23 protein-coding genes, 1 tRNA gene, 1 pseudogene and 1 riboswitch are annotated in these 26,947 nt (G+C 43.1%); of the genes and pseudogenes, 8 read left to right on the top strand and 17 right to left on the bottom strand.

Annotated elements, in window-relative coordinates:
• Position 1 precedes the first annotated feature (1 nt).
• Entirely contained in the window at positions 2-997 is a 996-nt protein-coding gene (gene fmt / locus CSQ79_RS17145; protein ID WP_099702374.1) for a methionyl-tRNA formyltransferase, read from the bottom strand.
• Between the two features lie 257 nt (positions 998-1,254).
• On the opposite strand from fmt, the gene CSQ79_RS17140 reads away from it, so the two are divergent.
• Positions 1,255-2,070, top strand: coding sequence for a hypothetical protein (locus CSQ79_RS17140; RefSeq protein WP_289501248.1), 816 nt, complete (start codon positions 1,255-1,257; stop codon positions 2,068-2,070).
• A gap of 25 nt (positions 2,071-2,095) precedes the next feature.
• Here the strand turns inward: CSQ79_RS17140 and CSQ79_RS17135 are convergent, their stop codons facing one another.
• Complete coding sequence (locus CSQ79_RS17135; RefSeq protein ID WP_099702373.1) at positions 2,096-2,641, bottom strand: DUF937 domain-containing protein; 546 nt, start codon at positions 2,639-2,641, stop codon at positions 2,096-2,098.
• A gap of 216 nt (positions 2,642-2,857) precedes the next feature.
• Positions 2,858-3,061, bottom strand: coding sequence for a hypothetical protein (locus CSQ79_RS17130; RefSeq protein ID WP_099702372.1), 204 nt, complete (start codon positions 3,059-3,061; stop codon positions 2,858-2,860).
• 127 nt (positions 3,062-3,188) lie between these two features.
• Positions 3,189-3,328, bottom strand: a riboswitch (cyclic di-AMP (ydaO/yuaA leader).
• Positions 3,329-3,638: 310 nt separating this feature from the next.
• Here CSQ79_RS17130 and CSQ79_RS17125 point away from each other — a divergent pair.
• Positions 3,639-5,156: a YcjF family protein gene (locus tag CSQ79_RS17125; protein WP_099702371.1), complete on the top strand. Its 1,518-nt coding sequence runs from the start codon at positions 3,639-3,641 to the stop codon at positions 5,154-5,156.
• 57 nt (positions 5,157-5,213) lie between these two features.
• On the opposite strand, the gene dhaL is transcribed toward CSQ79_RS17125, so the two are convergent.
• The 3 genes from dhaL to CSQ79_RS17110 form a co-directional block, all read right to left on the bottom strand.
• The gene (gene dhaL / locus CSQ79_RS17120; protein WP_099702370.1) at positions 5,214-5,843 is read right to left on the bottom strand and encodes a dihydroxyacetone kinase subunit DhaL; all 630 of its coding nucleotides are present in this window, start codon (positions 5,841-5,843) and stop codon (positions 5,214-5,216) included.
• Positions 5,844-5,845: 2 nt separating this feature from the next.
• Positions 5,846-6,919: a dihydroxyacetone kinase subunit DhaK gene (gene dhaK, locus CSQ79_RS17115; RefSeq protein WP_099702369.1), complete on the bottom strand. Its 1,074-nt coding sequence runs from the start codon at positions 6,917-6,919 to the stop codon at positions 5,846-5,848.
• 140 nt (positions 6,920-7,059) lie between these two features.
• Positions 7,060-7,575: a hypothetical protein gene (locus CSQ79_RS17110; RefSeq protein WP_099702368.1), complete on the bottom strand. Its 516-nt coding sequence runs from the start codon at positions 7,573-7,575 to the stop codon at positions 7,060-7,062.
• A 152-nt stretch (positions 7,576-7,727) separates the two neighbouring features.
• Here CSQ79_RS17110 and CSQ79_RS17105 point away from each other — a divergent pair, with 152 nt between their 5' ends.
• The 6 genes from CSQ79_RS17105 to CSQ79_RS17080 all read left to right on the top strand — a co-directional run bounded on the left by CSQ79_RS17105 (position 7,728) and on the right by CSQ79_RS17080 (position 14,403).
• Positions 7,728-8,642 (top strand): histone deacetylase family protein, encoded by a 915-nt coding sequence (locus tag CSQ79_RS17105; RefSeq protein WP_099702367.1) that lies wholly within the window; start codon positions 7,728-7,730, stop codon positions 8,640-8,642.
• A 189-nt stretch (positions 8,643-8,831) separates the two neighbouring features.
• Positions 8,832-9,986, top strand: coding sequence for a glutamate--cysteine ligase (gene gshA / locus CSQ79_RS17100; RefSeq protein ID WP_099702366.1), 1,155 nt, complete (start codon positions 8,832-8,834; stop codon positions 9,984-9,986).
• A gap of 167 nt (positions 9,987-10,153) precedes the next feature.
• The gene (locus CSQ79_RS17095; RefSeq protein WP_099702365.1) at positions 10,154-10,615 is read left to right on the top strand and encodes a tRNA (cytidine(34)-2'-O)-methyltransferase; all 462 of its coding nucleotides are present in this window, start codon (positions 10,154-10,156) and stop codon (positions 10,613-10,615) included.
• Positions 10,616-11,090: 475 nt separating this feature from the next.
• Positions 11,091-11,255, top strand: a complete 165-nt coding sequence (locus CSQ79_RS27965) for a hypothetical protein (protein ID WP_289501247.1) — start codon at positions 11,091-11,093, stop codon at positions 11,253-11,255.
• A 173-nt stretch (positions 11,256-11,428) separates the two neighbouring features.
• Positions 11,429-14,122, top strand: coding sequence for a peptidoglycan DD-metalloendopeptidase family protein (locus tag CSQ79_RS17085; RefSeq protein WP_289501246.1), 2,694 nt, complete (start codon positions 11,429-11,431; stop codon positions 14,120-14,122).
• A 207-nt stretch (positions 14,123-14,329) separates the two neighbouring features.
• A tRNA-Pro gene (locus CSQ79_RS17080) sits at positions 14,330-14,403 on the top strand.
• Positions 14,404-14,629: 226 nt separating this feature from the next.
• Here the strand turns inward: CSQ79_RS17080 and CSQ79_RS17075 are convergent.
• The 11 genes and pseudogenes from CSQ79_RS17075 to CSQ79_RS17025 form a co-directional block, all read right to left on the bottom strand.
• The gene (locus CSQ79_RS17075; RefSeq protein WP_099702362.1) at positions 14,630-15,613 is read right to left on the bottom strand and encodes a methyltransferase domain-containing protein; all 984 of its coding nucleotides are present in this window, start codon (positions 15,611-15,613) and stop codon (positions 14,630-14,632) included.
• A 96-nt stretch (positions 15,614-15,709) separates the two neighbouring features.
• Positions 15,710-15,961, bottom strand: coding sequence for a HypC/HybG/HupF family hydrogenase formation chaperone (locus tag CSQ79_RS17070; RefSeq protein ID WP_099702361.1), 252 nt, complete (start codon positions 15,959-15,961; stop codon positions 15,710-15,712).
• Between the two features lie 16 nt (positions 15,962-15,977).
• Positions 15,978-18,077 carry a carbamoyltransferase HypF gene (hypF, locus tag CSQ79_RS17065; protein WP_289501245.1) on the bottom strand — a complete coding sequence of 700 codons (2,100 nt, stop codon included), beginning with the start codon at positions 18,075-18,077 and terminating at the stop codon, positions 15,978-15,980.
• The gene (locus tag CSQ79_RS27960; RefSeq protein ID WP_289501244.1) at positions 18,050-18,298 is read right to left on the bottom strand and encodes an acylphosphatase; all 249 of its coding nucleotides are present in this window, start codon (positions 18,296-18,298) and stop codon (positions 18,050-18,052) included. The genes hypF and CSQ79_RS27960 overlap by 28 nt, the downstream gene beginning before the upstream one ends.
• 60 nt (positions 18,299-18,358) lie before the next feature.
• Entirely contained in the window at positions 18,359-21,115 is a 2,757-nt protein-coding gene (locus CSQ79_RS17060; protein ID WP_099702360.1) for a bifunctional acetate--CoA ligase family protein/GNAT family N-acetyltransferase, read from the bottom strand.
• Positions 21,081-21,815 carry a hydrogenase nickel incorporation protein HypB gene (hypB, locus tag CSQ79_RS17055; protein ID WP_099702359.1) on the bottom strand — a complete coding sequence of 245 codons (735 nt, stop codon included), beginning with the start codon at positions 21,813-21,815 and terminating at the stop codon, positions 21,081-21,083. Before hypB ends, CSQ79_RS17060 begins: the two co-directional genes overlap by 35 nt.
• A gap of 1 nt (position 21,816) precedes the next feature.
• Positions 21,817-22,158, bottom strand: a complete 342-nt coding sequence (gene hypA / locus CSQ79_RS17050; RefSeq protein WP_099702358.1) for a hydrogenase maturation nickel metallochaperone HypA — start codon at positions 22,156-22,158, stop codon at positions 21,817-21,819.
• A complete protein-coding gene (locus tag CSQ79_RS17045) occupies positions 22,151-22,621 on the bottom strand; it encodes a hydrogenase maturation protease (RefSeq protein ID WP_099702357.1) in 471 nt (156 codons plus the stop codon). Before CSQ79_RS17045 ends, hypA begins: the two co-directional genes overlap by 8 nt.
• A 399-nt stretch (positions 22,622-23,020) precedes the next feature.
• The gene (locus CSQ79_RS17040) at positions 23,021-23,908 is read right to left on the bottom strand and encodes a DUF8173 domain-containing protein (protein ID WP_099702356.1); all 888 of its coding nucleotides are present in this window, start codon (positions 23,906-23,908) and stop codon (positions 23,021-23,023) included.
• Positions 23,909-24,016: 108 nt separating this feature from the next.
• Positions 24,017-25,033: a medium chain dehydrogenase/reductase family protein gene (locus CSQ79_RS17035; protein WP_099702355.1), complete on the bottom strand. Its 1,017-nt coding sequence runs from the start codon at positions 25,031-25,033 to the stop codon at positions 24,017-24,019.
• Positions 25,034-25,292: 259 nt separating this feature from the next.
• Positions 25,293-26,889 (bottom strand): annotated as a pseudogene (locus CSQ79_RS17025) (NADH-ubiquinone oxidoreductase-F iron-sulfur binding region domain-containing protein).
• Positions 26,890-26,947: the final 58 nt, after the last annotated feature.

Raw genomic sequence — 26,947 nt, 5'->3', positions numbered from 1 at the left:
ATTATAGTGCTGTAGTCTGTAACTTTTCTCCTACTGTTAAACGACTACCATTAGCAAAATCCCATCCTGATTGCGGACGTTTACCCGCAAGTTGCACTTGTTGTAATAATAATAATCCCTCGCCTGTTTGCACAATTGGTCCCGTTCCCTTGGCAATGCTGACGACTTCACCTGGAACTGCTGTTGACAATAAAGTATACTCCTTTAAAAAACTAAATTCTGGTAGTAATGACGAATAGGCAGCGCCAAGGGGAACTGTGGCAATCACTTTTAAAGACTCTTCCCGAAAGCTGGTGACGCAGTTGGGGAAAAATCCCCGTACTTGGTTATGTAATGCGATCGCTGGTTTTGACCAATCTAAAATATAATCGTCTTTTTTAATTAATGGCGCATAAGTTGCTTGGGTGTCGTCTTGCGCAATTGGTTGAATTTCTTGATGTTCCCACTTCAACAGCGTTTCTATCAGCAAATCTGCACCTATTTCCGCTAGTCGTTGCGCTACGTTTTGAGCATTATCAAGGAGATTAATTGGTGTGTAGGCTTTGAATAGCATTGCACCTGTATCCATACCTGCATCCATCAGCATTGTTGTAATTCCAGTTTCCGTTTCACCGTGATAGATACACCACTGAATCGGCGCTGCGCCTCGATATTTTGGTAAGATTGAGCCATGCACGTTGATACAGCCCAAACGAGGCAGATCTAAAATTTCTTGGGACAGAATTTGCCCATAAGCAACGACGACAAAAACATCTGCCTGAGATTGTCGCAATTGATTTAAAGCTTCTGCATCTTTTTTAACCCTTTGCGGTTGCCATACAGCGATATCATGCTGCAAAGCTAAAGTTTTGATTGGTGAAGGATTTAACTGATTCCCACGTCCGCGACGTTTGTCGGGTTGAGTGACAACTGCAGCAACTTCTATTGCTGGGTGTTGTAGCAGTCTTTTTAAAGTAGGTACTGCGAAATCAGGAGTCCCAAAAAATACGACTTTCATTAAAAGCGACGGTTGTCACGGGCAGGATGCTTGTGCCACTTTATCTGAATTTTGATGTTTCCAACTCAAGCCGTAGAAAAATTTAATGAAAATGGTCTTCTCAGTTGACTACTTATCTTGTTATACCTGAAGTAGCACACTGCCAAATTGCCTACTTAGGCGCTGCTTACCTCGCCACCGCCCTACCTAAAACTGTATAAATGCTACAACGCTATTTCTCAGGATGGTTTCGCCCACAGCCATGCCTCAAATTGCTTATGGCTATGTTACTCATGCCGTCAACTGGAGTTACACTAATTCAGTCTGCTTCGGCTCAATCTCTTGAAGCAATCGCTTCAAGGTCCTTAAAATCTATTCCTTTAGAACAACAAACTGGCGATCAGCCTTCAGTATCAATCGATCCCCTAAATAGCCCTTATCCAGTTCCTTGGAATTGGGTGATGAAAACTTACGAGGATGTCAGTGCCCGCGAAGGTTCTGGGGTACGGTATTACCGCAGCCATTCACTACTCTCTCCTGATGGCGAGTATGCTGCTTACAGTCGCATTCAAATGCAAGTACAGCCAGAACTTTATCGTAGCCAAGTCAGCAGTGTGATGTTTTTAGAAAACTTACGCACTGGACAGCTACAAGAAGTCAAAGCCTCGTCTCCATTGGCGCTTCATTTGATGACGCAAGGAAAAGCCGCGACGCCAGGAGTTATCTCGATTTTATCTCCCATTGGTTGGTCAAAGTCAAGCGATCGCTTACTCGCACGTCAATTTGAAGGCTTCTTTAGTACTTCTGATATTTCTGATTATGCTGTTGTTTGGCATCGATATCAAAACCGGACAACAACACTTGCTCCTGCACAAGTCTTCAATAACCATGCCATGTCAATTTTATTGGGTTGGAGTCAAACTGATCCCAGTCGAGTTGTCTTTCGGGTTGGTGAGTTAGGTGATGAGCAATGGCAAATGTGGACAGTGGCAGAGAATGGGCAAACATCACTGGCAACAAGTGTAGAGCAACCTGTTGTTTTTGGTCTACGACAAATGCAACTTTGGGCGGGAGAACAAATTGCTTCCCGCTAAGATAGCAGAGGAATTCACAACTCCTTTAAAAGCGCGATTGACCAAGATAGCGTCCAGCAAGCTGCATAACATCAGCAATGTCTACTTCTCCATCGCCATTTGCATCCAAAAAAGTGTCTAGTACAGTATTTTGACTCGTTTGAGGATTGTTTGGGGCATTTTGCGCGCGGCTGCCACTTTGCAACAAATTCAGCACAATTGGCACTAAAATAGGCAACATCTGTACAATCATGTTTGGATTTAAACCTGTCCGTTGCGCGGCAAGTTGTGCTAGCTGTTGAACCTGGTTCTGAGAAAAAAGTCCAGAAACTGCTTGCGGACTTGGTGAGGCGCCACTATATTGATTTACATATGCTTGTGTTTGGTCGTAACCGTCTCTAGAACGCTTTTGTTGTAGCCCTGAACGCACAGAACTGCCTACCACAGACATAAGTGTTTGCATTGTGGAAGGATTAGTATTGTAGCTACTGCTGAGCTGCTGTACTGTGTTTAGAATGTTAGCTAGCTGTCCAGAACTTGCTTGTTGTGAAGGATTATTGATTGCACCAAGAATTTGATCGAAAAGTTTCATGGGTTTTCTCAAGTTATGGGCAAGATCAATTTTCCCTGTTCAACAAGTTGAAAACCTCTAGCTAACAGTAGAAAAATTTGAAGACATCAGAATCGGGAGTAAGAAAACGCGATCGCGCCAGCTTTCGACTTAGGAATTTATAGTTATTTACTAATTCCTCTCCTTTGTTTTGAACACCAAGCTAAAAGCTAATTGCTAACAGCCAATAGCTTGTCTTTATGACTCTGCTTGGATAGGAGACTTAGATTTTACTCGAATCAAACGGTCAATACAGGCTTGACCGTAAGCGATCGCTTCATCAATAGTTTGAAAACAGAAGGGTTCACTGTAATGGTTTCCTTCGGGATCGGTGTAGTCTACAACAATACCATTCAGCTCTTGTTTTGCAAGTAGAATCCATTGTTTGTAATAATTTTTCATGCCTTACCTCTGTTTACTTGTAGCGGTGGACGAGGTGGGTCAAAATGTTCGCAAATACACACAACTATATTGTCAGTGATATTTACTGGGAGAACCCTAGGACACTTGGCTTGAAGCTGACGTCCAAAGGTACTCCTTCCATTGCCTACGAAGTTAGCTGACGGGCTAAGACTGGAAGGTGTCTCTCTCATCGACTGAGATTTGCCCCAAAATTTGGTTCCTCCGTTCTTTAACCGCAAGCGGTTGAAGATTAGGCTGCCCACTAAGTTGCTGATAAGTAATACTTGCATATTTGATTCTCAAGCTAATAACTCATCAGTTATGGGTAATATAGCGGAATGTTTTCTACTACGCAATCCTCCTAAATAGATATCGACGCTCTAGGAGATGGAAGCCCAAAGCATTAAGCTTATAGTGATATCTGTGTAAGACTTTTACGCAATATTAAGTTTTACTAATATCTGAAAATACAGCGATCGCAATGTGTGGCGTTTCTATTTGCTGTATTCCTGCTGGCGCATTCAAGTTAATAGCAAGCAGACTAAGATCAAAAGCATCTCTTTGTCATTCCTCTGAAATGCCTTTTCCACGCATTGTCATGCTGCTTGTCGCCCTAATTGTTGTTTTAGGGCTATTACTGTGGTTATTTGCTAGCTTGTCACAGTTGTTGTGGCAACTGTCTTACACTTCACCGCTACTTGCGGATGTGTTGCTATTTTTGATTATTGCTTTGGTAGTATTGCTGATTGGTGTAGTCATTTACTACATTGCAATCGTACAAAGAGGCGAACAGCGATCGCGGCGACGGGCACAACGCCAAATTCGGATTCCTGAAGAACGTACTGATGCAGCCGAAGAAAACCTACGTGCCATCCAACAACAACTGACACAAATTCAAGACGAAGTGGCACGTCAAGCATTGTTAGAGCGATCGCGGGAAATTGAAGCAAGTTTGTCGCGTAGGGCGTTGCAAGTCGTTGTCTTTGGAACAGGTTCAGCAGGCAAAACTTCGCTTGTCAATGCTATTTTTGGGCGGATTGTTGGACAAGTTGCTGCACCAATGGGGACAACACAAGAAGGGCAAACTTACAGCTTGCGGCTCAAAGGAATGGAACGCAAGATTTTAATTACCGATACACCAGGAATTTTAGAAGCAGGAGTTGCAGGAACCGAACGCGAACGCTTAGCACGACAATTGGCGACAGAAGCCGATTTATTATTGTTTGTTGTTGATAATGATTTGCGACGTTCTGAATACGAACCACTACAGACTCTAGCGGAAATTGGCAAGCGATCGCTCTTAGTTTTGAATAAAACGGATCTATACACCGATGAAGACCGCGAGACTATCCTCGCACAACTGCGCGAACGAGTAAAAAACTTTATTGCGCCTACCGATATAGTGGCAATTGCTGCCAATCCTCAACCTGTGACATCAGAAAATGGTGAGGTATTGCACCCTGAACCTGATATTATGCCGTTACTCCGTCGTATGGCTGCTGTGTTACGTGCGGAAGGTGAAGAATTAGTAGCAGATAACATCTTACTGCAATCGCAGCGCTTAGGAGAAGAAGCCCGTCAAATTATTGATGCACAACGCCGTCGCCAAGCCGACAAGGTAGTAGAACGCTTTCAATGGATCAGTGCAGGTGTTGTTTCTGTCACTCCATTGCCAGGTGTTGACTTACTCGCTACAGCAGCTGTCAATGCACAAATGGTAGTAGAAATCGGTAGAATCTACGGATGTGAATTGAATTTAGAACGCGGTAAAGAGTTAGCACTTTCCTTAGCAAAAACTTTAGCAAGTTTGGGTATTGTCAAAGGTGCAATTCAAATTCTTTCTACGGCGTTGCAATTTCATGTTGCGACTTTTGTTGTTGGTAAAGCAATTCAAGGTGTCACTGCTGCGTATCTCACGCGGATTGCTGGTAAAAGCTTTATTGAGTATTTTCGCCACGATCAAGACTGGGGTGATGGTGGGATTACTGAGGTTGTACAACGCCAGTTTCAACTCAACCGCCGCGATGAATTTATTAAGGTTTTTGTGCAAGAAGCGATCGCGCGTGTGATTAAACCGCTTAAAGTTGATTCGTGAAAAGTGTTGCTGCTAATTGGTAATAGGTGATTGGTAATTGGTAATTGTTGTATCTAGTTACTCAATAAGTACTTCAGATAAACTCTGGATCATCAAATAAACGGATGTTGCGCCAGGATCTTGATGATTGATACTGCGATCGCCTAGGTAACTAGCTCGACCTTTTTTTGCCACCATTGGGATAGTTGCTTTCATTCCTTGTTCTGCTGCAGATGTAGCTTGTTGTATAGCTTCTGTGGTAGTTTTTCCTTCCCTAATAATTTGGGTAAAAGTTGTAACTGCAGGAGACAGGGCATCAATCATTGTTTTATCACTAAGTTGAGCCTTGCCGCGTTGCAAGACACCATCTAACCCTGCTTGCAGTAGACTTACCATATCTTCGTTAGACAATTCTTGTTTTCCTACAACTGCGGTACTAGCGCGTAAAAAGAAGCTGCCATACAATGGACCACTAGCACCACCGACACTAGAGATAAGTGTCATACTTACACTTTTCAAAATACTGCTGATATCTTGCTCTGCAAAATTTGATAACTGATTTGCGACTTTTTGAAAACCACGATCCATATTGATCCCGTGATCCGCATCACCGATTGCTGCATCTAATTGTGTTAAATATTCTTTATTTTGGGCGATCGCACTGGTGAATTGCTGCAACCATTGTAGAATTTGCTCTTTTGTCACCATGATTAAATTCCCCATCGCCAGCTGGCGGTTTTCACGGGTGCATCCCAGAGTCGAATCATTTCATCATCTAACTTCAGTAGTGTAATTGAACAACCTTGCATATCCAGCGAAGTAATATGAGAACCGACTAAGTTACGCACAATTTGATATCCTTGTTGTTCGCAAAGCTCAGCAAGTTTGCGATAGACAATATATAATTCAGCCAGTGGCGTACCACCCATACCATTAACAAAAGCGAGAAGGCGATCGCCCTTTTCCCATTCAGGATCAGTTAATTGCACGTCAACAAATCCCCCTTTATTTTCATCCCACTCACGTACTGTGCGACTATAAGCGACATCCTCAAAAATTGACGTTGCGAGTATTTCAGTCATCTCATCCGCCGACTTAATCGACATTCTTTCGCATCCTGGTTCGCCGTGAATGCCGATTCCCATTTCAATTTCGTTAGCACCTAATTCAAAAGTAGGCGTTCCTTTTGCTGGTACAGTACAAGAAGTTAAGGCAACTCCCATACTGCGTCCATTCAGATTAACTTGGCGACACAAATCGGCAATTTGCTGTAAATCGTATCCTTGTTCTGCTGCTGCACCGCAAATTTTCTCAGCTAATATTGTTGTTCCTACGCCTCGCCTTCCTTGGGTGTATAAACTATCTTTAACAGCAACATCATCATCAATTAAAATACTCAATACTCGCAGATCTTCAGCACGAGCTAACTCAGTTGCCATTTCAAAGTTCATCACATCGCCACTATAGTTTTTGACGATATAAAGAATTCCACCGCCACCATTAACTTGTTTTGCTGCTGCTAGCATTTGATCGGGAGTTGGAGAAGTAAAAACTTCACCAGGACAAGCTGCATCAAGCATTCCCAAGCCAACAAACCCTGCGTGCATTGGTTCATGTCCGCTACCACCACCCGAAACAATCGCAACTTTCCCTGGTACAGGTGCAACAGCACGGTAGACAAACGTTGGCTCAAATTGTACCTTTAAAAGATCAGGATGAGCCTTTGCCATACCTATCAAACTCTCACGCACAAAATCTTCTGGTCGATTAATCAACTTTTTCATTGCGGTGACTCCTGCAATACTGCTAAAACGTGTAAACGTAACTTCAAGTCACATCAAAAGTTTTGAATCCTAAAGAGTCGTGGCGCTTTGGCTAGTTTTGAATTTTGAATTAGAAGAATTTTCTTAACTCAACACTCTATTTATGGAATTTGTTCTTTTAATTGACTAAGACTATTAGGATTGAGAGTAATTTTCACTTCTAGTTGTTGCTGATTGTCTCGTAGCGTGAGAATGTGGTTTTCTCCTACACGGCGGTATAACCAGTGAGGATTTTTAACTTCAATAGTTTCATAGCTTATTCCTCGTAGGGCTACACGGATGACGAGTTGTTTTTGTGACTGTGGGAAGATATATAACTGCTGTTGGCGAGTATCGAAGACTAACTGATGCGGTGTGGTGTTACGGACTTGCGGTGAGTCGGGTTTTTGCCAATAAAGCGTAATACCACGAATTTCTGGGCTTTTGATTTCAAAAACTTCATCAAAGCGTTGTAACTCCCAGTCAAGTTCGTCAACGTCTCCCGTTTGAGGAATCATGCGCTGCGCTAGCATCACTTGTTTATTTGCTAAACTTGACCACCATTGACTAATAACCGCAAAATTGTTGAGATTTTCTGGTTTGGAGTTCCCTTGCTGCCAAAGTATTTTACCTTCCATATGCATTATCTAAATTGCGATCGCTTCTATATCACTTCAATTTGAAAGCTACATTGGGATACTTGTCATTAAAATCAATAACTGCGAATAGTAAGTACGTAGGCTCATTGTCTACTAGCTAATGGCTAAAAGCTAACCGCTAACTGCTAAAAATGGACTTACCAATTATTTATCATCCTAACTACGTAGTACCTCTACCCGCAGGTCATCGCTTTCCCATGCCTAAGTTTAGCCAACTCTATGAACTACTCATAGCAGATGGCGTAGCACATCCTGCACAATTTCATACCCCAGACTATCCACTAACTGAATGGATAACATTGATTCATACTCCAGAGTATGTTCAAGCTTACTCTACAGGTACACTTGATGCTAAAGCCCAACGCCGTATTGGCTTACCTTGGAGTTCTGCGCTAGTCAATCGCACTTGTATTGCTGTTGGTGGGACAATTCTGACTGCTAAATTAGCCCTCGGTCATGGTTTAGCTTGTAACACTGCGGGAGGAACACATCATGCTTTTCCCAGTTATGGTTCTGGTTTTTGTATTTTCAACGATTTGGCGATCGCAGCCCGCGTTTTACAAAAGTTGCAACTTGTTGAAAAAGTACTAATTATAGACTTGGATGTGCATCAGGGAGACGGCACTGCCTATATCTTTCAAGATGATGCCAGTGTTTTTACATTTTCGATGCACTGTGAGGTTAATTTTCCTGGAACTAAACAAAAAAGTGATTTGGATGTTCCCTTACCAGCGGGAATGGAAGACGATGCCTATTTGCAAACTTTAGCAAGCTACTTACCTGATTTACTTGCACAAGTGAAGCCAGATTTAGTGTTATACGACGCTGGTGTCGATCCACACGCGGGCGATCGCTTGGGTAAATTAGCTTTAACTGATGCTGGGATCTATCGCCGCGAAATGCAAGTTTTAAGTACCTGTGTTAGTAGTGGTTATCCTGTTGCTTGTGTCATTGGTGGCGGTTATGCAGATGATTTTAAAAGTTTGGTTTATCGCCACTCTTTACTGCATCGAGCCGCTAGTGAAGTTTATCATCATTACAGGTGATACCACTAAGCCTTGTGATTTCTATAATTTAATTATGCCCTTCGATAGATGTTCGCTGTTAAATAGTGCATAAAGACACAGCTTTTAAAATGCTACAGATGAGATGCTAAACTCTTGACGGATGCGTAGTGAAAATCACAGATTTACACTGTAAAAACATAAAAATCTAGCCAAATTCGAGGGAACACCGTGCTGCTATCAAAAGGTTTTGAAGTCGAAATGTACACTGGTACGCCCCAGGGTGATGTTATCGGTCTTTCAGACAAAATTGTAGCCGGTTTAGATGGATTTGTTCGCGAGCCAGATAGTCGCAATGTAGAATATACAACTCCACCTTTGTGGAAATATGAAGACTTACTATGTGCCTTGCTGCGTCCGCGATTACAGTTACGCGAATTTCTTCAAAAATTAGGCAACTATACTTTAATACCTGGAAGTACGCTGGCTTTGGGTGGAAGCGATCGCTTTTTCCGCTCTGATCCGAGTAATTCTTATCATGACTATATTGAACAAACCTATGGTACTAAAGTAGTCACTGCCAGCGTTCACATCAATATCGGTATTAAAGATCCGGAAACATTATTACGTGCGTGTCGTTTGGTACGAGTAGAAGCGCCACTATATCTAGCTTTAAGTGCCGCATCTCCTTTTCTGGATGGCAAAGCAACAGGCTATCATTCAACACGCTGGGGATTATTTCCCCAAACTCCCACTCACGTACCTTTATTTGAAAGTCACGCACATCATACTCGTTGGGTAGAAGAACAGTTAGCAGCAGGTACGATGCAAAACGTACGGCACTTGTGGGTATCAGTACGACCAAATGGCGATCGCCGCCCGTATGACTTAAATCGTTTAGAATTACGGATTTGCGATCTTGTGAGCGATCCAATTAGTTTACTTGCGATCGCTGCTTTACTCGAAGCACGGCTTTTACAACTCATTGCCAATCCCAGCCTCGACCCACTTGAAAATAGTACTTTACCTGCAACAAACCTTCCCGAAGAACTTTTGGCAATTACGATAGCTAATGAAACTGCCGCAGCACACTACGGTTTAAATGCTCAGTTGACGCATTGGCAAGATGGCAGAAGCATCTTAGCACGAGATTGGATTGCAGAAATTTATCAAGATGTTTGGGCGATCGCTAAACAAAGTGGCTTTAACTGTTTTCTTTCACCAGTCCAAAAAATTCTCCGCGAAGGTAATGAAGCACAGCAGTGGTTGCAACTTCATTCTTGCGGTTTTGATATTCGGCAAATTGTAACTCAAGCAAGCTTAGCAATGCGCGAACGCGAACGCGAACTAGAAACTGAATTATGTTCTCCTCCTGTAGCTGCTTAGTCAAGGGATAGCGAAAAAAGCATAAAAGTTTAAAATATGAGGAGAATTTAAAATATTTAATCAATGTTATTGAGCATTCTATTATTTAAAAAACCTATAGTTTGGCTATAGATATGTACTGACTGGAACCCACACGATTATGATGTTCTAAGTCGGATCAAGAACAAATGCCTCAGATTGTCTTAGTTCACCCCCAAATTCCCCCAAATACTGGAAATATTGCTCGTACTTGTGCCGCAACAGGTACTGAGCTTCATTTAGTAGGACCACTAGGATTTGAAATTAGCGATCGCTATGTGAAGCGAGCAGGTTTAGATTATTGGCCCTACGTAAATCTACACTACCATGAATCACTTTATACTTTTCAAACTCACTACAAACAACGCGGTGGGCGTACGATTGGGTTTAGTGTGAGGGGAAAAAACAATTACGCTGCGTTCCAGTTTCAAGCTGATGATTGGCTACTTTTTGGTAGCGAAACAACAGGTTTGTCGCCTGAAATTATATCTGAATGTACCGCTACAGTTTATATTCCCATGCCACACCCAAAGGTTCGTAGCTTAAATCTCTCAGTAAGTGCTGCTATAGGGTTATTTGAAGCTCGACGTCAATTAGGACTTCTGATCTGAGTTTGTTTGTAAAGATGCGCCGATCAGCTTGTATTTTCCTACATTTTAAGTATTTTTGCTTGAATTAATATTTAATGACTTACGCTTATAGTCATACAGAAAATTGTTGAGGTTATCAGCATCAATTTATACGTCAATTAAAAAAATGAAGTATGAACAGCTTTGCCTTAGCTCAACAATGGCATCTGCTCATTATTCATAAGAAATTTTTATAGTAAAAAAGAGCTTTTAGCAGCAGAAAGCGATAGATTTTATTCATTCTAAATAGACTAAATATGTTAAGTCTTTCAGGATCAAACCTGATTAAAGCGAGTACAATCAACAAGCTGAGTTATTGTACTTGCCTAAGAGTTCTTCTAATTGCGGTTAGAAGGCAGATTAAACATAGTGCTTAGAATCGCTAAGCGCACAAGACACACAAACAATCAAATGAAGCATCAGTAGTCGGATGGGCAAAATAGCAGCATTAATGGGTATGAGCACAGCTAGTTTTAATTTTGTAAAAAAAATTAATTACATCACAATTGCGATCGCGCGCATCAATGATAGTGGCAACTGCTACTTGTTACAGTCTGATGGTCATAGCAATCAACCAGCGAAAAAGGTGAAAAAATCACTAGTTGCAATTGTTACGAGTTGATGTAAACTTGTCTAAATCAAAAATGCTTAGTAATCTTGCTTAAGTATGTCTACTGGGTGCGAGGTGAATCTATCAAAAGTAGTAGCCTAATTCATTAACTAGTAATAAACTCGATGAATCGAGATCAGGTAAGCCCTATTGCTCATAGGAGGTCATTTTTGAAAAGAGCATGGATGAAAAAGGTTAAGGCTGTTCCTACTAGTGCAGAAAGTAAAGCAGTTTCAGAGGAACAATTGCAGCCCGTTCAGCCCAAGGTCAAACGGCGAGTGCGCACTTCGGTCGCGATGATGGCGATCGCGATTTCAATGGGAGGACCCAACCTTTTACTGACTCGACACGATCGCGCGCCGGCAGCTGAAATACCACAAGGTGAAGAACCAACAGCTAGTAAGGTGTCGGTGGCAACAACCACCCCAACACAGCCAAAATCAGTAGTCATAGAAGCTATACCAGCGCCAGTGAATACTGCGGTTCCTATGCCGATTGCACCTGCTCCTGAGTTACCAGTAAAGAGTAATGTGTCTCAGCCAGTGAGTCCTCCTACTGCGAAAAGCACAGTGCAAGTGAAAACGCCTGCCACAACTCCGATTCAAGTTGAACAGCGGCAGCAAAATTTAGTGATAAATGCAAGTCCAAGCACAAATACAAAACCCAAATCAATAGCACCAAGCCGAGTAGAAATCACTACTGTAAATCATCACCAAGCCAATACAGATAAAGCACCAGCTGTGGAGCGTCAAGAGCGCTTGGTACAGAGATTAAAATCAGCGAATAAAGTAAATCAGTCGAGTGCACTTCAGCAGGACTCATCTACACAGCCAGTCAGCAATACTAGTCGCAATCAACTGCAAAATACAGCATCAGCAACAACGAAAGATAGCAATACTGTTAGTGCTAGACAAAAGTTGTTAGTTCATCGCTTAAAGCAACAGTCGAACCACTCAATAAATAGTGCGGCAAAGTTGCGGTCTGAGGAGTTCAGTTCGTCTACAAACAATCTAGTAACTCCACAGATTGTGGAAACTGCTAGACAAGATGCAAATAACAGCAATATCCAGCTTAATCAACCAACACCAGTCCCTAGCCAGTCTAACTATGAAGTGCCAAGTCAAAATCAGGCAAGTAGACCTAGTGATGTGGTATCACCAGAAAAAAAGGCAACTGTAGACTCGCAGCCAGCAGGCGGGAATCAAAGTTTTATTGTCAATACTCAAGTTCCACAAATTGTATCACCATCTATTTTTAATACTCCACAGTCTACACGCAGCTTAGACCCGCTCAATATTGCGCCTACTACTAGAACTCAAACAGCAATTGAACCCAGCAGTAATGGTATCGTTGTTGAGATCAAGAAATCTGTAGGAACAACACCTGAGGAAGTCATTCCACAAGTAAATGTAAACAGTGCGAGTGCGCAACAAAAACAAGAGACACAAATTGACTCTACTCAAAATTCAGCTAATGCAACATTGCTAAAACCAGCAGAATTTGGAGTTACTAACGAGCTACAGAATGTCACACCAAGTTCTACACAGGATACAGTAGCTCAAGATACAGAAACTGCAAGACTACAAGCTCTTGCGCAGCGGTTACGAACTCAAACAGCAGAGAAGCAAAATGTAGTTGCCGAGCCTGAGTTAAACACACCAGACACAGTTTATGTCATTTCTCAAGCCATTGAGGACACAGCTACAGTAAGTGTCCAAGCGGCGTTATCAACAGCATACCAAGTCAAACCAGGAGATACATTAACTGCGATCGCTCGTGAATATGACATTCCACTACATGAGTTGATCGCTGCTAACCAAATCTCTAATCCCGATCGGCTCCAGATTAACCAAAACATTACTATTCCGACGTCGGCATACAACGGTGCTGTTGCTCAAAATATAAGTGTCAGCGATCGTCCTCCACAGCAAATCGCAGTTGTGCCAGTAGTATCTGCGACAATCACCAACAACGGCGAAGGGCAAGCGCCCGCATTAGCTCATAACAATCTAACAACGCAGCCTGCACCCCAAGTTGTGAACAACTCAACTGGTATGGGTGGTAGTTTATCTAACGAAGAGCCGCTTGATCCACCGAGTTTTTACGTTCGAGGATTGCAAGCAGAAATTGAACAGTTGCGACAAAAATACACTACTCAACTTGCTAGTTCTTCAGGTGCTGTTACTGAGCAGCAAACTAAAGCAACAGAAATTGTAAGTGTTGCTGCGCCTTTGGCGAAAACTAAACCAGTAGCTTCTGTAGCTAATAGTCCTAGCCGCCCCCGCGCAATTACAGCTGAACCCGTTAATCCAGAATTTCGCGTTGCTCAGGCAAGTAATTCTAACTCCAAGACAATTAGAGCTAGACTAGCAACTGCACCTACTGATGTCGATCCGACTGAAGCGCTACACTCGCTACGAGGACGACAGGTATCTCCAGAACTACCACCGTTGGGTGCAGCAGATATGTATTTGCCTAGAACTGGCATGTCAGCACCATTCAACGGTTATATTTGGCCTGCAAAAGGCGTTCTCTCTTCTGGCTATGGCTGGCGTTGGGGAAGAATGCACCGCGGCATTGATGTTGCAGCACCTGTCGGAACTCCTATTTTTGCTGCCGCTTCTGGTGTTGTTGTCAGGGCAGGCTGGAATTCTGGAGGTTATGGAAATTTAGTCGATATTAGACACCCGAATGGTTCTCTTACTCGCTATGCTCACAATAACCGAATCTTAGTGCGTGCAGGGCAAGAAGTAGAACAAGGACAACATATTGCAGAGATGGGTAGCACTGGTTTTAGTACAGGTCCTCACTTGCATTTTGAAGTCCATCCTTCAGGTAAAGGAGCCGTTAATCCTATTGCTTTGTTACCTCGGCGTTAGCGGTCAATTAAGGGAAAGAATATTTGATCTCTTTCCCTTTATGTGTTGACTAACCGACTACATAACACTCTACTTTCAGCATTTCTATCGTTACCTGCCCTACGGTTTCTGACCTATTTTTGACCCAAACAAAATACAAAATTCAGTGGGCGAACAGGTATGTGTTAGAATGCTTTAGAGTCAATGATGACTACTTATAAGTAGTAGCGGGATGTAGCGCAGCTTGGTAGCGCACTTCGTTCGGGACGAAGGGGTCGCTGGTTCGAATCCAGTCATCCCGATTTGTGTACGTTTTCCTATTAATGTCCGCTTTACATTGGTTTAAGTGAAAATAAAACAGTCATATTATTGAACGGTTGTAATTATACTTACAACTTCCTCTAACACTAGCCAAGAAGCGATCGCGCACCGGAGACCATAACTTTATAGATCTCCTGAAAGTCATGAGCAATGTGCTGCTTAATAGTGTGCATTTGCCAGAAGATAGACTTTATTGATCTAGTAACATTATTTTGCCTTCGCATGAACTGCTTGCAACTCATTTGCTGTTTCTTGATTGTTTCGGATAGCGCGAAACATACCAAATCGGCAAAGTCCTGTGCCAAATGCTAACCGCATCAGAAGTAGAGTTGGGACTTCTCGCAAAGACTTGAGCAATCCTAGTAAACCAAACCGTACCAAGCCTTCAGGTCGAGCCACGCCTTGCCAAATTGAATCAATCCAAGATGGTAGAGTTGGTTCTGTCCAATCAGCAGTGATAACTTTTCCTTCAACAAATCCTGTCTCTGCCAAAAGTTCAGCAAATCCTTCAATACTGGAAAATTCAGGATGAGACCATTGATCTAGCAGTTGTCGCATGACAGGCTTTTCCCAAAAATTGAGCGGCTTTTGACGCGCATCTCGCTGATTCCAATCAGCAACTACTAGCACGCCACCAGGCTTTAACACTCGCATCAACTCTTTGGCAAAGATTGCTTTATCAGGCATATGGGGACCTGCCTCAATTGACCAGACGACATCAAAACTAGCATCAGGAAACGACATCGCCATAGCATCGTCTACCTGAAACCGGACATCTAAGTCTTTGGGAGTCAGCTGCTGGGCACGAAGCACTTGAGTCGGGCTAATCGTAATTCCGGTGACAGCAAACCGATAATCTTGTGCCAAAATGCGACTGCTTCCCCCAATACCACAGCCAACATCCAGGACAGTTGTGCCAGGGGGAAACTTGTCTAACTCACCCCAGCGCACCATTTCATGTACAAAGTCAGATTTAGCAGTTAGAAAATCTTTGCGTCGTGGTGGCGAACCATAGTGTCCTAAGTGAATGTGTTCGCCCCAATAAAACTCTAAAATTCCGTCTTCAGTCCATTGGTCGTAAGAGTTAGCAACCGAGTCAGACGATTGATAACGACGGGCAGTAAATAGATAAAGGGCGATCGCAGCTATCAGCAAGATAAACAGAATTCCTAAGGCAAAAAATAAACTCATGAAGAAGTTGGATGCAACGGTTGAATCGGGGTATTTTAACGACCTGCTAGCTATGCAGGTGCATGCAATTACAATCCCCATACTATTGTTACACTCCTATTGATTGCGAGAAATATTACGCTCACTTATCTGTTGCAAATACGTCAGCGTACTTTGTGCCTCCTCAATATTGAGTAGACTAATCGCAAATCCTGCATGAATAATTGCGTAATCATCAACTTTTGCAGTAGGAACATAGGCAAGACTCACTTCTTTAATGACTCCTCCAAAGCTGACTCTTCCAGTTTGAAGTAGCGGGTTTTCATGATGATTGATACTGATGATTTTTCCTGGAACTGCCAAACACATAATTGATCACTCCTGACTAGATGACACGCAATGCTGCCACAATTTGTCCTAATGCAATACCACCATCATGAGGTGGAACTTGTTGATGCCAATAAGGGTGAAAACTTTCTTGAGTTAAGCGTTGAATGGTGCGTTCAATTAAGTACTTATTTTGGAAACAGCCACCCGTCAGCACCACTTGTTCGGCACCAATTTGCTGCGCTACAACAACCATCATTTCCACTAATGTATTGTGAAATTTTGCTGAAATGTATCTCTGCGATAACTCACAACTTAAGTCTGCTAAAACACCTTGCACTGTTGGCATCCAATCAATAATCAAAGGTGAATTTGCTCTTGTTGTTATTTCAAAGCTGTAGCAGTCATCAGTGTTCAATTCGGCGATCGCAAACTCTAACTCCATTGCCGCCTGTCCTTCAAACTGAGTATACTGACGTAGCCCAATGATGGCGGCGATCGCATCAAATAATCGCCCTGCACTCGAAGTGATCGCAGTGTTAATATTTCTTTGCAGCATTGTCCGCAAAATCCTTAACTCCTGAGCGTTAAAAGCTTGTACAGGTGCTAATTCATTCATTGTAAACAGTGCATCTCCCGCAATTTCGTAAAGCAAGCCAATTGCTACTCGTCTTGGTTCTTTAATTGCTTTTTCCCCACCAGGAAGCCGAAAAGTGCGCAAGTGGGCAACTCGTTGAAATGGTATTTCCGGATCGCTTGTTAGCGATCGCAAAGGTTGAATTTGCAGAAATTCACCTCCCCAAATTGTGCCATCTAGTCCATAACCAGTACCATCCCAAGCAATACCTAAGATAGAATTCTCATTGCTAAGTAAGTCATTTTCTGCCATACATGAGAGAACATGAGCGTAATGATGTTGCACTGGTATAGTTGGTAAGCCAGAATTTTGAGCGAATTGTGTCGAAACATAATCGGGATGAGCATCACAAGCTATAGTTAGTGGTTGCAATTGATAGAGTTGTTGAAAGTCGGCGATCGCTTGATTGAATGCTTTGAGTGCTGCTACTGTTGCTAAATCGCCAATGTGTTGACTCACAAAAACTTGCTGAGGAAGCGAAAATGCGATCGTATTTTTAAAATGTGCCCCTACTGCTAGGAGTTTAGACTGCGGTTGTTGAGTTTTGAGTGACAGGTTAATGGCAATCGGTAAGGGTGCATAACCACGGGCGCGACGTAACAATAATTCCCGTTCCATGATGACACGCACCACAGAATCGTCTATCGGTCGAGTAATTGGTCGGTTATGAATGAGGAAAACTGTAGCAATATGACTTAAATACTGGATTGCTTCGCGCTCATCTATACAAATAGGTTCATCCGTGAGATTTCCACTAGTCGCCACGACTGGAAAACCAAGTTGCGACATAAGTAAGTGATGTAATGGTGTATATGGCAACATCACCCCTAAATAAGGATTGTCGGGAGCAACCGCAGGAGCGATCGCCATGCCAGACTTAAGTTTGCGTCGCAGCAGTACAATGGGAGCTTGGGGCGAAAGTAGTAGTTGAGTTTCTAAATTTGAAACTTCGCAGTGCGCCTTAATGAGTTGCAGTGATGGATACATTAAAGCAAAGGGTTTCGCTCGTTGCTTGCAGTAGCGCAGTTTAGTAACTGCTTGTTGGTGACGTGCATCGACTACTAAATGAAATCCACCAAGACCTTTAATAGCAACAATCTTGCCCTTACGAATTTCTTCAACTGCTTGCTGGAGTGCTTGATAATGAGATGTGAGAACATGACCATCTTGCCACAACTCTAAATGAGGACCGCATTCAGCACAAGCGTTTGGTTGGGCGTGGAAACGGCGATTTAAGGGATTATGATACTCAGCTTGACAGCGATCGCACATCTCAAACTTTTGCATTGTCGTATTGGCGCGATCGTAGGGCAAGGCAGTGATAATGCTGAAACGAGGACCGCAGTGAGTGCAGTTCGTAAAAGGATAAAGATAACGGCGATCGCGCTTATCAAAAATTTCGCGCAGACAATCGGCGCAGGTAGCAATATCAGGTAAAATCAGCGCTGTGTTCTCACCGCCAGTACTAGCACGAATTTCAAATTGCTTGTAGCCTACAGGAGTGAGATATGAAGTTTCCAAACTTTGGATCGACGCATGAGGTGGCAATTCTTTGTAAATCTGGAGTAAAAAGCCTGCAACTGTGTTTGACTTCCCTCAACTTCGATTGCAACTCCTCCAGCAAAATTGTTCACCCATCCTACAAGTCCTAATTCTGTTGCCAAGCGGTAGATGAAAGGACGGAAGCCTACCCCCTGTACAGTTCCTTGAATAGTTATATGCAAACGTTTTAAGATTGGCATCTTGTCCTAGTTACGTTTGATGCTGGTTAATAGCTCAACCATCAACAGCAGTTTACGTAGTTACTTACTAGACAGAATAATTTCTGCTTTGACGACAGAGGGATCTTCTGTACGATGAATTTGGAAACCCAGTTTTTCACAGACATGTTGCATTGCTCGATTATCGCGAAGAATTTCTGCATGGATGTGCTTAAGATGTTCGTTACGACCTACTTGCAGTAGCCGTTTTAATAACTCTGTACCTAAGCCTTGGCACTGAAAGCGATCGCTCACTAAGAGGGCGAATTCTGCTTCATTGGTACTATGCAACTTGCTCAACCTACCTAATGCTAAAATTTCACTGACTTTTGTCTGGGGATTTTGATATTCAGCCACCAGTGCCATTTCGCGGTCGTAATCAATAAAGCATATGCGGATTAACCGTTCGTGGGTAACTCGTTGACTGAGTTTCACTAAATGAAAGTAACGAAAATAGATACTTTGTTCTGATAATGTTTGATGGAACTGGATCATCAACGGTTCATCTTCAGGACGAATAGGGCGGATAGTTACTGAAGTACCATCTTTCATTGTCCAATCAGTGACATACTGAGTTGGATAAGGACGAATAGCGAGTTGAGGTAATTCATCTGCAGTGATGTTTGGTTCGTGTAAAATGACTCGAGCATCAAGCGCAATCAGTCCATGAGGAGAAGCAAGCAACGGGTTGATGTCAATTTCTTTAATCCAACGTTGTTCAACGACTAACTGACTAAAGCGCACCATCAGCTGTTCTAGGGCGTTCATATCGATAGGCTGACGACCCCGCAAGCCTAAAAGTGCTTTATAAATGCGAGTTTGTTCCATCATGCGCCGCGCTAAAGTGGTGTTGAGGGGAGGTAAAGCGATCGCCCGATCTTGAAAGACTTCTACTAGTTGCCCTCCTGAACCAAACAACAAGACTGGACCAAAGTGTAAATCGAGACTGCTACCGATAATTAATTCATAACCATCTGTACTCACCATTGGTTGCACGGTAACGCCCAAGAAATGCTCAACACCAACTTTGTCGCTGACTGATGTAGCAATAGCTTGATATGCTCGTTGCACAGCTGCTGCATTGGGCAAATTCAACTGTACGCCGCCGACATCAGTTTTATGAGTAATTGTTTCAGAGAAAAGTTTGAGAACAACTGGATAACCGATTCCTTCAGCACAGTTAATTGCTTCCGCTTCACTTTTAGCAACACAAGTTGCAACAATCGGAATGCCATAAGCTGCTAGAATCTGTTTAGATTCAACTTCTGTAAGAATCATGCGTGCCTGATGGATTTTGGCAATTGTTGTTTCTACTAAAGTACGAACCGTAGCACCATCAGCGGCATGAGTACTGAGTACCGGTGTTTCGTATATGCCACGCAAGTTGTAGCTATACTGCCACATATAATTAAATACGCGGGCAGCGGTATCTGGATAAGGATAAGTTGGAATACTGGCGCGATTAAGAATCATTTCGCCTGTTGCGACTTCAGTTCCTCCCATCCAACTGGCAAGAATAGGTTTGCGTGCAGAGGCGGTATGCGTTGCGATATATGACTTCAACCGTTCAGCTGTCAGCGTGGGATCGGTCATAGCTTGCGGCGTCAGAATCACGAGTATACCATCACTGCTCGGATCTGTTGCAACAATTTCTAAAGCTTGCAGATAACGTTCTGGTTCAGCATCACCGAGAATATCAATTGGATTGCCATGACTCCAGTGAGGCGGTAGCAGTTGATTTAGGGCAGCGATCGCACTTGCGGATACTTCTGCGAGTTCGCCGCCAGTTGTCATCAGTGCATCGGTAGCAAGAACTCCTGGACCTCCTGCATTCGTGATAATTGTCAATCGCGATCCTTTGGGACGCGGTTGTTTTGCTAGCACTTCTGCCATATCAAATAAGTCAGATATACTATTAACTCGCAAAACTCCACAGCGACGAAAAGCAGCATCAATGACTTCATCACTATCTGTTAATGCTCCCGTATGCGAAGTTGCAGCCTTAGCTGCGGCTTCAGTTCGACCTGCTTTGAGGACAATAATAGGCTTAGTCAATGCAACCTCACGCGCAGCAGATAAAAACGAACGCGCATCGCCGATTGATTCCATATAAATCACAATGCTATGAGTGTGCGGATCGTCACCGAGGTAGTAAATCAGATCGCCCCAACTGACATCAAGCATTGAGCCAATCGAAATAAAGGCACTAAAACCGACGTTTTCTCGCAAACTCCAATCAAGAATAGCAGTGCACAGCGCACCACTTTGGCTAATAAAGCCGACATTACCAGGACGCGCCATGACGCTTGCGAAAGTCGCATTGATGCCGTTGCGGGGGTGCATGACGCCCAAGCAATTAGGTCCAATTAAACGCATTTTGCCACGACGTAACTGCTGTTTAATTTGCTGCTCTAACTCAGCACCGACTGTACCAATTTCTCTAAACCCAGCAGAAACGATAATTGCACCTTCAACGCCTGCATCCACACATTCAGCAATGATATCTGGTACCGTTGACGCGGGTGTGGCAATAATCGCCAGATCGATAGATTCTGGGATATCCTTAACTGTGGCGTATGTCTTGATTCCTAATACGCTATGTCGTTTAGGATTTACAGGGAATACAGTACCACCAAAAGGATGGCTGATTAGGTTCCATAAAATAGTCCGTCCTACACTATTAGCCTGATCGCTAGCACCTATGACAGCTACAGTCTGCGGAGCAAAAATTGCATTTAAAGGTTGACGCTCAAGGCGAAGGATATCATAAGCTGGATCGTTTGACTTGAAAACTTGCATTACCGATTCCTCTATACTTTTGTTCGAGATAGGTATCCCAGTCTTCCATGCCTTGACCTGTCTTTGCTGAAACTGCAAAAATCATGGCTTGTGGTGCAATGCGTTCGATATTGGCGATCGCCTGTTCGCGGTCAAATTCCACCGCTTGGGCAAGATCGATTTTGTTAACAATTGCCACTTGCGCAGTTTTAAAGAGTGTCGGATACTTGAGCGGTTTATCTTCTCCTTCGGTGACAGAGAGCAAGACAATACGCAAATCTTCACCCAAATCATACGCCGCAGGGCAAACTAAATTTCCCACGTTTTCAATGATTAATAAATCTAAAGCATCTAGCTTGAGTTGTTTGCTTGCTCGTGCTATCATGCCTGCTTCTAGATGACAGATGTTACCTGTTGTAATTTGGACTGCGGGTACGCCATGCGATCGCAAGCGTTTGGCGTCGTTATCTGTTTCTAAATCGCCTACAATAGCTCCGATGCGGAATTGACTACATTGCAGCATCCTTTCAATCAGTGCCGTTTTTCCTGAACCAGGTGAGGAAAGGATATTTAATACCAATACACCTTTAGACTTGAAGTAGGCGCGATTCTGTTGTGCTAATTGGGTATTTTTATGCAGAATTTCTTGCCCAACATTAATTTGCTTTAAGTCACCATTTACGCTTGATTCGCGCTCATCACAACCGCAGGTTTGGCACATATCAAGACACCTCCAAAGAAGCGATTTCTAATTCTTGACCACGGACTACATCAATGCTGATTTGGTGACATTGGTAGCAATCATAAAATAGATTGGCTGGTTGAAAATCTAGATGACAGTTGGAACAGTGACAAACAACGGGAATGTAATCAATTTCTAAGTGCGCATCAGCAGCGATCGTTCCTTGGACAACGACATCAAACGCAAACTCTAACGCTTCTGGGACGACTCCCGATAACTCACCAATGCGCAGCTTGAGTACATGAATTTGAGTTCCTCCTGCTAAGTGTGCTTGCTGGAGGGCAATATCCAAAGCGTTTTGCATAATTGCTACTTCATGCATAGGTGACTTCCTGCTGAAGAATCAAAAACTCAATTTGCTTTAAAGCTTGCGCCATACCATGTTGAGCAACAGTTGAAAAGCGATCGCCTAAACTAAAATTAATTGCTGGTATTTTGACTAACCAAGAAGAGGGACAATAGCCATAAAGCAGCTGTGCGATCGCCAGTAACATTTGTGGTTCGCAGCAGTGACCCGTTATCATCCGAGATGGTGCAGGTTCGAGAAGCTGCACTTGAATTTGGAGTGTGTCTGTCGAGTAGGCGTCGCTAAAAATAGCGAGATCGGCAGTTGCCAACATTTCTACTAGTTCAGGAGTCAGTTGGTGAGTCGCGATCGCTCGTACATGCGGTAATTTCCATGCAGCAACAGCATCAGCTACCGCTTGTCCAACTCCATCATCGTTGCGTAAGCGATTGCCATAACCAATCAATATGACATTTTTAAATATAGGGTGGGAATTCATGCTACCCAGATAAGCTTTACTTTGAAGCTAAAGTGAAATTTTGAGGAACTTGTGAGGAGATTCCACAACGCTTGGCAAATTCGTAGCTAAACAAACCATATCCACTGCCGTGGACTACTAACCTCAACTTACTAGTTTCGCCAAACTTCATTAATAACGTTACCATTAGCTGCCAGTAATTGAATATGTAATGGCATTTGACCTGCTGTATGAGTAGCGTGCTTCCATCTTGAGTTATAAGCAAAGAGTTTGAGGAATTTGTGACGGTGGCAAAGAATTTAATGAATAATGCTAGACAACATAGTTCTATATCCCAGGGCAAAAAATCGTAATCATGTGGCAGCGATCGCAAGCCACAACCAAGATAAGCGGTCTTTAGGCTTAGTAAGACTACTCATATTATCTAGATAGCTGTGGTTGTCGCTTATTCAACAGCCATGTCAAGACTGCACCAAAGCCAACCAAATTTGCCACAGACAAAATCAATCCTCCAAGCCCTGGAACTAAACCGATTAAACCTAAGATCAGCAAGCCCATCAGGAGTTGTTGTACTGGAGTATGTTCTGACTTCGCCCGCGTTTTTTCGCCAATCCACAGCGCCACACCCAGCGTTCCTAATAGCACAACAATAGCAACACTTAAACCAACCAAGGGCAACAGCGGAATACCAATCAAGCTGATGGCTAAAAGAATGACGAGTAAAATAACAGCGACTATACCTCCTAACCCCCACAATGCACATTGAACTGGGTATTCGCGAACCGTTTCTGCTAGGTTTAGTAAGAAATTAGGTCGCCAACGCAGGATGAAAATGCCTACGACAGCACTTAGCAATACTGTCAGCAGATGCGCAGCAACACTCGATAAGTAGTGAAACCAGAAGCCATCGATGCCTCTCCTCCTGGAACCATGCATTCCCCAACGCCCCTGTTCAGTGAAGATTTGCGATGACCCTCCGATTGTAGCTCCTGCTGCTCTGACAATATCACCGCCTACGGCATAAGCATCTCCATCGACACGGGCATTTTCTGCCAAAATGACATCGCCCCCAATTGCGATCGCTGTTTGGGTAACTCTTGCACCCTCTTCAATCGTGACATCTCCACCAATTGCATGAGCGTTTTCAATAACCTGATTGGCAGGAACGATAACATCACCCCCAACCCGAATAAAATTTCTGTCATTGATATTAATATCGGTTTGTGCTGAAACAGTTGCTGAGATGAGAATGGCGATCAGAGCGGATACCACCATCCAAACCAGTCGATTAAAGAGTTTTCGTTGCATTGAGGTGTCCTCTATGTTGTCACAGCTTCTACAATTTTTAAAATTAAAAGCAAGTGCTCAGTATAAACAATCAAAGGAATGATTTGAGTTAGGCATAATATAATGACCTCAATTACTGCACATCAGGACTAGCTGACCACTGACAGCGGAAGTTTCTAGTAATTTGTGGGCATCAGCTGCTTTTTCTAGCGGTAGGCAATCGGCGATAATCGGTTGAATTTGCTTGCGTGCAAGTAAGTCTAAAAGTGTGGTTAAATCTTCTCGAAACCAGTCTGAATGCCGCTTTTTACTATCAGCAATGTTATAAAAAACTGCTTGGTGACTATCTGGTAACAACTGCAACAACGATAACAAAAGTAAACTAGCAGCTAGCTTCACTTTTCGATTGTGCTTGGTAGCTAAAGCTGAAGAAAAACCGTAATTGATCAATCGTCCTTTGTTGCGTAGTGCTTTGTATGAACTAAACAAGTGACTGCCACCAATCGCATCGAAAACAACATCTACGCCATCACCTGTCAAGTTATAAATTTGTTTAACAAAATCTTTTTGTTTGTAATCAATTGGAACTCCCCCTAAACTCGCAACGAGTTCATGTTTTGGTTTCGAGGCTGTTCCATACATCTCCAAGTTTGCCAGCTTACCTAATTTTAATAGTGCTGTACCGACTCCTCCTGCTGCACCGTGAATGAGAATGCGTTCTTTGGGTTTAACTTTAGCAATGCGATGTAATAGTTGATAAGCACTCACATATTGCAGTACCAAGCAAACCGCTTCAACAGCATCAACTGTGTCTGGTATGAGTACTAATTCTGTTGCGGGCAAACACAAAAACTCACTGTAACCACCGACAATTGTGAGCGCAACAATTCGCTGTCCTAGTTCAAGGGTAGATACTGTCAAGCCTAGCTTGTCTACAATACCAGCGATCGCATAACCAGGAGAAAACGGTGTTTGCGGTACACCTGGATACAACCCCTCGCGAATAAGAATATCAGTAAAAGCAACTGTCGTCGCTAGAATTCGCACCCGAACTTCATCATCTTCAGGTTCTGGTAATTCAGCTTCACTGAGTTGTAAAACTTCTGAACCACCATGACGGGTAATCAAAATTTTTTTATAACTCATATAGAGTGGTTTGTAGTTGTCAATCGACTGATTCTTAGTTTTGACGAACTCTTTTACACTTCATGCTCATCCTAAGTCAGAAAATTGAAGATTTTGTGAGGAGAATCAAAAAGATGAATGACAGTTGGAAACCAACTGAAGTCGAGGCTAGCCAAATAAAGTATTACTTCATACTCTCTAACATTTTTTTTGCAGTAATTACACGGGAAAAGATTGTATTTGGCTGTGAATTTATTTACCCAGCCCTCATGCAGGAAGTTTATTGAGTGCTATTAATTAACGCTAAATACTCGTCGCGGAAATAACGTAAAGTACTGAAAACAGGATTTGGTGCAGACTGACCAAGACCGCATAAACTGGTAGACTTCACCATGTCACACAGTTCTTCTAAGAGTTCCAAATCAGCTAGTGATGCTTCGCCTTGACGAATTTTAGTTAACAGACAATGTAACTGTACAGTACCAACGCGACAGGGAATGCACTTACCGCAAGACTCATCCATGCAAAATTCCATGAAAAAGCGGGCAACATCCACCATATTGGTACTTTGATCCATCACAATCATACCGCCGGAACCCATAATTGAACCTAACTGAATCAGCGATTCGTAGTCTACAGGAGTGTCAAAAGCTAATGCTGGGATACACCCTCCTGAAGGTCCACCTGTTTGCACAGCTTTAGCACAACCGCTATCCGGTACACCACCGCCCATGTCTTCAACTATTTGTCGCAATGTTGTTCCCATAGGGACTTCAATTAAACCAGTATTGCGGATTTTTCCTGCTAGAGCGAAGACTTTAGTTCCTTTGCTTTTTTCTGTACCAATACTGGCAAACCAGTCAGCACCGTTACGAATAATCGGTGTAATATTAGCGAAGGTTTCTACATTATTAAGTAAAGTAGGATATCCCCACAAACCAGATTCAGCTGGATAAGGTGGACGAGGATGAGGAGTACCGCGTTGACCTTCAATTGATGCCATTAATGCAGTTTCTTCACCGCAGACATAAGCACCTGCACCAATGCGGATATCGATTTTAAAATCCAAAGGAGACTCGAAAATTTGACTGCCTAGTAAACCTAAGCGTTGAGCTTGGCGGATTGCAAGTTGCAAACGAGCGATCGCAGTAGGATATTCAGCTCGTATATAAATATACCCTTGATTAGCTCCTACAGCATAAGCTGCGATTGCCATTCCTTCTAACACTCGATGCGGATCGCTTTCTAAAATGCTGCGATCCATAAATGCACCAGGATCGCCTTCATCAGCATTACAGATAACGTACTTGCGTTCTCCTTTTGCTTTGGCAACCGTTGCCCATTTTAAACCAGTAGGATAGCCAGCGCCACCGCGTCCTCTTAAACCACTTTTGGCGATCGCATCTACCACCTGATCAGGTTGCATTTCGTGCAGGACGTGATACAGTGCTTGATAACCATGAGCAGCAATATAAGATGCAATTCGTTCTGGATCAATCTTGCCACTATTTTCGAGTACAATTGGCATTTGTTGGGTAAAAAAAGGCTGAGCCAGATTGCCACGTTGCCCTGTTGTTTCTCCGCCATTGAGGGCAGTAATAATTGACAATGCATCTTGAGGAGTTACTTTCTCATAAAGCATCTTCTCTGGTTCGATTTGTACGAGTGGGCCTTGACAGCACAAGCGCAGACAACCCACGCCACAGACCTGGGCTTGATCTTCTAAACCTATTATCCTTAACTGCTTTCTCAAGGCATTGCTTGACGGCTAAGGAGTCAGCAGATAGACAACCCGCAGCCACACAACAACGAATTTGGATCGGTTTTTTCGCCGCGTGTTCTTGCTGTGCAATCTCTAATAGTTGAGTCAAATCCATTTTTTGGCTGTCTCCTGGCAACGAGTTATTCAAGTTCCACTTTGAAGCTAGAGAAGAA

It is taken from the genome of Gloeocapsopsis sp. IPPAS B-1203 (assembly GCF_002749975.1).
Lineage (GTDB): Bacteria > Cyanobacteriota > Cyanobacteriia > Cyanobacteriales > Chroococcidiopsidaceae > Gloeocapsopsis.
The sequence above is the reverse complement of the archived record's forward strand: the minus strand, read 5'-3'. Positions and strand labels throughout refer to the sequence as shown.

What these genes read in the sequence shown, in the direction of transcription:
- hypB (WP_099702359.1), bottom strand. Translation starts at nt 21,815, where the DNA reads ATGTGCCAAACCTGCGGTTGTGATGAGCGCGAATCAAGCGTAAATGGT.
- CSQ79_RS17130 (WP_099702372.1), bottom strand. Translation starts at nt 3,061, where the DNA reads ATGAAAAATTATTACAAACAATGGATTCTACTTGCAAAACAAGAGCTG.
- fmt (WP_099702374.1), bottom strand. Translation starts at nt 997, where the DNA reads ATGAAAGTCGTATTTTTTGGGACTCCTGATTTCGCAGTACCTACTTTA.
- CSQ79_RS17135 (WP_099702373.1), bottom strand. Translation starts at nt 2,641, where the DNA reads ATGAAACTTTTCGATCAAATTCTTGGTGCAATCAATAATCCTTCACAA.
- CSQ79_RS27965 (WP_289501247.1), top strand. Translation starts at nt 11,091, where the DNA reads ATGAGCACAGCTAGTTTTAATTTTGTAAAAAAAATTAATTACATCACA.
- CSQ79_RS17070 (WP_099702361.1), bottom strand. Translation starts at nt 15,961, where the DNA reads ATGTGTTTGGCAGTTCCAGGAAAAATCATCAGTATCAATCATCATGAA.
- CSQ79_RS17110 (WP_099702368.1), bottom strand. Translation starts at nt 7,575, where the DNA reads ATGGAAGGTAAAATACTTTGGCAGCAAGGGAACTCCAAACCAGAAAAT.
- CSQ79_RS17060 (WP_099702360.1), bottom strand. Translation starts at nt 21,115, where the DNA reads ATGCAAGTTTTCAAGTCAAACGATCCAGCTTATGATATCCTTCGCCTT.
- CSQ79_RS27960 (WP_289501244.1), bottom strand. Translation starts at nt 18,298, where the DNA reads ATGCCAATCTTAAAACGTTTGCATATAACTATTCAAGGAACTGTACAG.
- CSQ79_RS17095 (WP_099702365.1), top strand. Translation starts at nt 10,154, where the DNA reads ATGCCTCAGATTGTCTTAGTTCACCCCCAAATTCCCCCAAATACTGGA.
- CSQ79_RS17035 (WP_099702355.1), bottom strand. Translation starts at nt 25,033, where the DNA reads ATGAGTTATAAAAAAATTTTGATTACCCGTCATGGTGGTTCAGAAGTT.
- dhaK (WP_099702369.1), bottom strand. Translation starts at nt 6,919, where the DNA reads ATGAAAAAGTTGATTAATCGACCAGAAGATTTTGTGCGTGAGAGTTTG.
- hypA (WP_099702358.1), bottom strand. Translation starts at nt 22,158, where the DNA reads ATGCATGAAGTAGCAATTATGCAAAACGCTTTGGATATTGCCCTCCAG.
- CSQ79_RS17075 (WP_099702362.1), bottom strand. Translation starts at nt 15,613, where the DNA reads ATGAGTTTATTTTTTGCCTTAGGAATTCTGTTTATCTTGCTGATAGCT.
- CSQ79_RS17105 (WP_099702367.1), top strand. Translation starts at nt 7,728, where the DNA reads ATGGACTTACCAATTATTTATCATCCTAACTACGTAGTACCTCTACCC.
- CSQ79_RS17040 (WP_099702356.1), bottom strand. Translation starts at nt 23,908, where the DNA reads ATGCAACGAAAACTCTTTAATCGACTGGTTTGGATGGTGGTATCCGCT.
- dhaL (WP_099702370.1), bottom strand. Translation starts at nt 5,843, where the DNA reads ATGGTGACAAAAGAGCAAATTCTACAATGGTTGCAGCAATTCACCAGT.
- CSQ79_RS17140 (WP_289501248.1), top strand. Translation starts at nt 1,255, where the DNA reads ATGGCTATGTTACTCATGCCGTCAACTGGAGTTACACTAATTCAGTCT.
- CSQ79_RS17085 (WP_289501246.1), top strand. Translation starts at nt 11,429, where the DNA reads ATGAAAAAGGTTAAGGCTGTTCCTACTAGTGCAGAAAGTAAAGCAGTT.
- CSQ79_RS17125 (WP_099702371.1), top strand. Translation starts at nt 3,639, where the DNA reads ATGCCTTTTCCACGCATTGTCATGCTGCTTGTCGCCCTAATTGTTGTT.
- CSQ79_RS17045 (WP_099702357.1), bottom strand. Translation starts at nt 22,621, where the DNA reads ATGAATTCCCACCCTATATTTAAAAATGTCATATTGATTGGTTATGGC.